Annotated in this window: 5 protein-coding genes; 1 reads left to right on the top strand and 4 read right to left on the bottom strand. The window is 64.5% G+C overall.

Annotated features, from left to right (window positions below):
* Positions 1 to 317 precede the first annotated feature (317 nt).
* Positions 318 to 995, top strand: a complete 678-nt coding sequence (locus JWR98_RS25895) for a Crp/Fnr family transcriptional regulator (protein ID WP_078733541.1) — start codon at positions 318 to 320, stop codon at positions 993 to 995.
* Here JWR98_RS25895 and ubiT read toward each other — a convergent pair.
* The 4 genes from ubiT to JWR98_RS25875 all read right to left on the bottom strand — a co-directional run.
* A complete protein-coding gene (gene ubiT, locus JWR98_RS25890) occupies positions 986 to 1,459 on the bottom strand; it encodes a ubiquinone anaerobic biosynthesis accessory factor UbiT (RefSeq protein ID WP_003174559.1) in 474 nt (157 codons plus the stop codon). The two genes, JWR98_RS25895 and ubiT, sit on opposite strands and share 10 nt — an antisense overlap.
* Positions 1,453 to 2,343: a U32 family peptidase gene (locus JWR98_RS25885; protein ID WP_078733542.1), complete on the bottom strand. Its 891-nt coding sequence runs from the start codon at positions 2,341 to 2,343 to the stop codon at positions 1,453 to 1,455. Before JWR98_RS25885 ends, ubiT begins: the two co-directional genes overlap by 7 nt.
* Positions 2,344 to 2,353: 10 nt before the next feature.
* Positions 2,354 to 3,349 carry a ubiquinone anaerobic biosynthesis protein UbiU gene (gene ubiU / locus JWR98_RS25880; RefSeq protein WP_205491570.1) on the bottom strand — a complete coding sequence of 332 codons (996 nt, stop codon included), beginning with the start codon at positions 3,347 to 3,349 and terminating at the stop codon, positions 2,354 to 2,356.
* 9 nt (positions 3,350 to 3,358) lie between these two features.
* Positions 3,359 to 3,829: molybdopterin-binding protein (locus JWR98_RS25875; RefSeq protein ID WP_263974492.1), on the bottom strand; the 471-nt coding region annotated here is incomplete at its 5' end.

Below are 3,829 nucleotides of genomic sequence, written 5' to 3'. Positions count from 1 at the left end.
AGCGTGGGGTTGCGATCGCGGGTGGAGGCGGCGGGTTTGGGCGATGGAGCGATTTGCGGCAGGTGGGGTGACGGGGGGTTGAGTACATATCCAGCCCGAGCAGACTGAGACCTACCTGATGTACAGAGATCAAAATGTGGGAGGGGGCTTGCTCCCGATGGCAGTGGGTCAGTCACAGATTCATCCACTGACACTCCCTCATCGGGACAGCCTCCACACTGGAACTGCGTTTGTACACCAATCCCCCAAGAGGTACCCCCACAGAGGCATATCCCCAAACATCGGCCCCGCCCTACCATGCCGACAACGGAGGCCCCATGCTAACCCACCCGCACATCGTCCTGACCCTACGCCGTCATCCCCTGTTCAGCCAGCTCCCGGAAAAAACCTTCCAGGACGTCTGCACCCTGGCCAACCTCAAGCGCCTGCCCGGTCACACCCCGCTGATGCATCAGGGCGACGCCGCCGAGCGGTTTTTCCTGTTGGTCAGCGGCCAGATCAAACTGCACCGCGTGACGGGTGAGGGCCAGGAACACCTGGTGGAAATCATCCAACCCGGCCAGACGTTCGCCGAGGCGCTGCTGTTCACCCAGGCCAAGGCCTACCCGGTAAGCGCCACCGCGCTCAAGGACAGTGTGCTGGTCAGCATCGCCGGCGAACATTACCGCCGTGCCCTGGAAGACCAACCGAAAATCTGCCTGGCGATCCTGGCCGGCATGAGTATCCACCTGCACCAACGGCTGCAGGACATCGACACCCTGACCCTGGCCAACGCCAGCCGGCGGGTGATCAATTTTCTGTTTCAGGAGCGCGATAGCCGCAGTGGCGACGTATTGCTGCAAGTGCCCAAGCGCCTGGTGGCGTCGAAGCTGGGGATCCAGCCGGAGACGTTTTCGCGGATCCTGCACCGGCTGGTGGACGGTGGTTTGATCGAGGTACAACGGCGCACGATTCGCATCGTGCGCGAAGACGCGCTGAGGGCGTATCAGGCCTGAGTCGCAAGCCCCCGCCCTGCGCGCTCCAGGTTTCGCCACAGCCACCCCGGCAATACGTCGGGGTCCAGGCTGTCGATCAGGTTTTTCAGCCCCAGCCCCAACTCGGTATCTCCCTCGATCACCAACCGCCGCCGGAAGAACAAGGTGTCCGGGTCTTCCTGCCGACTGGCCAGCAACAGAAACTCGCGCCAGTTGCCGCTGATGCTCACCTGGGCGTCGGCCTGTTGAGCAATACGCAAGCCGTCGCGCGCCAACGTCAGGTACCAGCACAACCCCAGGTCAGGAATGCGCAGGCACATCCAGCGCCCGCGCAGCAGGTCGAAACCACCGTCACGCAGCGGTTCGGCCAGGCAACGGTTGAGGGCCTGTTGCAAGGCCAGGCGCTGCACACGAAAGGGAACGCGGCGCACCAGCGGTAACAGGCGATCGGCACTCTTGAGCAACCACTGTTTGCGACTCAACACAGGCCTGCCTCCTCGACCCGCAACATACCGGCCTGGCCGTGCCAGTAGCCGTTGCAGCCGTCCACGAACAGCGGCGGCATGGCGCCCTGGCGCACCTGATCGAACGCGCGCACCACCTCGACCATGCCTTCGGCCCGTGGGCTCAGGCGCAGCAGGTCGGCGCCACCGTTGACCAGCGCGGGATAGTCCGCGAGCAGGTTGGTGACCTCGGCCGACATGGTCTGAATGCCGTTCAAGGTGAACAACGCTTGCCCTTCCTGGCTGGTCAGGGCCATGCCGTCGGGGTAGTTGAGGCAGCAGAACTGACAATCATCCTTGGGCCGGTTTTCGGCGCGAGCGGTAAAGCAGCGCGCCGAGTAGGCCAGGGGCAAATGGCCGTAGGCAAAGATTTCCACCTCGGGCAATGCGCGACCGAGATCCCCCACCTGTTGCAGCACATCGACAATCAACGCCTGGGAGCATTCCACCGGCGGCACCCAGCGCTGCATGCCCGCGTCGAGCAATTGCACCAGGGCGTGGCCGTTATACAGGTTGAGCGCCGGGCCGCCGACAAAGGGCAACTTGCGCTCGATCAGCATCTGCACCGCGCCCATGTCGTTGGCCTCCACCAGCAGTTCGCCGTTGTCGCACAGGCGGCGCAGGCTCGACAGTTCGGAGGCGGCTTCGATCAGCGTGAGGCTCGACAACACGATCTGCGCCTGGCTGCCGGCCTGCAATTCACGTCCCAGGCCCAACCATTGATCCAGCGACAACGCACGGCGTTTGGCGCACACGGTTTCGCCCAGGTAAATCACATCCAGGGGCAAGTCGGCCATGTCGGCATAGAAGCGCCCCAGGTGTTGCTTGTCCCAATAAAACAGCACCGGTCCCAGGCTGAGTTTCATCTGTGTCTCCTCACTGCCATGCACGATGGTAGGCGCCAAGCGTGGTCTGGCTGCCTTCGGATAACCCGGCCAACACCTGGCGCCACTGGTCCTTGACCATAAAGTTGGCCGGCGCGTTGCGGTGGGCGTCCAGCGCGGCGCGCCAGACTCGGGTGACTTGTTCCACATAGGCCGGGCTGCGTTGCCGGCCTTCGATTTTCACCGCCGCCACGCCGATGGTGCTGAGTTCCGGCAGCAGGTCCAGGGTGTCGAGGCTGGTGGGTTCTTCCAGCGCATGGAAGCGCTTGCCGCCCACCAGAAAACGGCCTTTGCACAAGGTCGGGTAGCCGGCGGGTTCGTCGGGGGTATAGCGGTCGATCAGCACCTCACTGAGACGTGCGCTCAGGCCGTCGGCGTCGTCGCTCCAGCGCACCGCCTTGGCCGGCGAGCACACGCCGCACAGGTTGGGCGACTCGCCGGTGATGTAGGAAGACAAATGGCAACGCCCCTCGGCCATGATGCACAGGCTGCCAAAACCGAACACTTCGATCGGCACCGGGCTGCTCGCCGCCACCTGTTTGACCTGGGCCAGGGACAGCACACGCGGCAACACCGCGCGGCGAATGGCGTAGCGCTCGGCGTAGAATTTGAGCGCCGCCGCGTGGGTGGCCGAGCCTTGCACCGACAGGTGCAACGCCATCTGCGGATGCCGGCGGCTGGCATAGTCGAGCACGCCGGGGTCGGCGGCGATCAGGGCATCCACGCCGTGGTCCGCCGCGCGGTCGACAGCGCGTTGCCAGCGTGCCCAGATCTTCGGTTGCGGGTAGGTGTTGACCGCCACGTACAGTTTGCGCTGGTGCTGGCGAATAAACGCGACGGCACCGTCGAACTGTTTGTCGTCCATGTTCAGCCCGGCAAAATGCCGGGCATTGGTGTCATCGCGAAACCCCACGTACACCGCATCGGCGCCTTGGCGCACGGCGGCTTTGAGGGCGGGCAGGTTACCTGCCGGGCAGACCAGTTGCATGAGCGCTCCTTATTCAAAATCGGCAAACGACAAAAACGCCACCAGCGCGCCCTTGGGCACCTGCTGCTCACACTCGATGATCACCAGGCCATCGGCCCAACAGGCGGCGGTGAGCATTGCCGAGCTTTGCTGGGGATGCAGGATGGCGCGCAGTTGCCCGTCCACCCCGGGCCTTAAGCGGGCACGCAGGTACTGGCGGCGCTTGTTGGGCTTGAGCCACTCGAAACCGGCCACCACGTTGATCGGCACCGGCAGCACCCGCTCGACACCTTGGGCGCGCAGCAAAAACCCACGCACCACCACCAGCGCCGTGACCAGCGCGGCGCTGGGGTTGCCGGGCAGGCCGATCCAGGGTTTGCCCGCCACGTTGCCAAAGGCCAGGGGCTTGCCGGGCTGGATCGCCAGGCGCCAGACATCCACTTTGCCCAGTGCCTGGATCGCCTGCTTGAGGTGGTCCTCTTCGCCCACCGACACACCGCC

Source organism: Pseudomonas lactucae, from assembly GCF_016937615.1.
GTDB lineage: Bacteria > Pseudomonadota > Gammaproteobacteria > Pseudomonadales > Pseudomonadaceae > Aquipseudomonas > Aquipseudomonas lactucae.
The sequence above is the reverse complement of the archived record's forward strand: the minus strand, read 5'-3'. Positions and strand labels throughout refer to the sequence as shown.

Coding starts and splice junctions, on each gene's coding strand:
- JWR98_RS25885 (WP_078733542.1), bottom strand. CDS start 2,343: ATGAAACTCAGCCTGGGACCGGTGCTGTTTTATTGGGACAAGCAACAC.
- ubiU (WP_205491570.1), bottom strand. CDS start 3,349: ATGCAACTGGTCTGCCCGGCAGGTAACCTGCCCGCCCTCAAAGCCGCC.
- JWR98_RS25895 (WP_078733541.1), top strand. CDS start 318: ATGCTAACCCACCCGCACATCGTCCTGACCCTACGCCGTCATCCCCTG.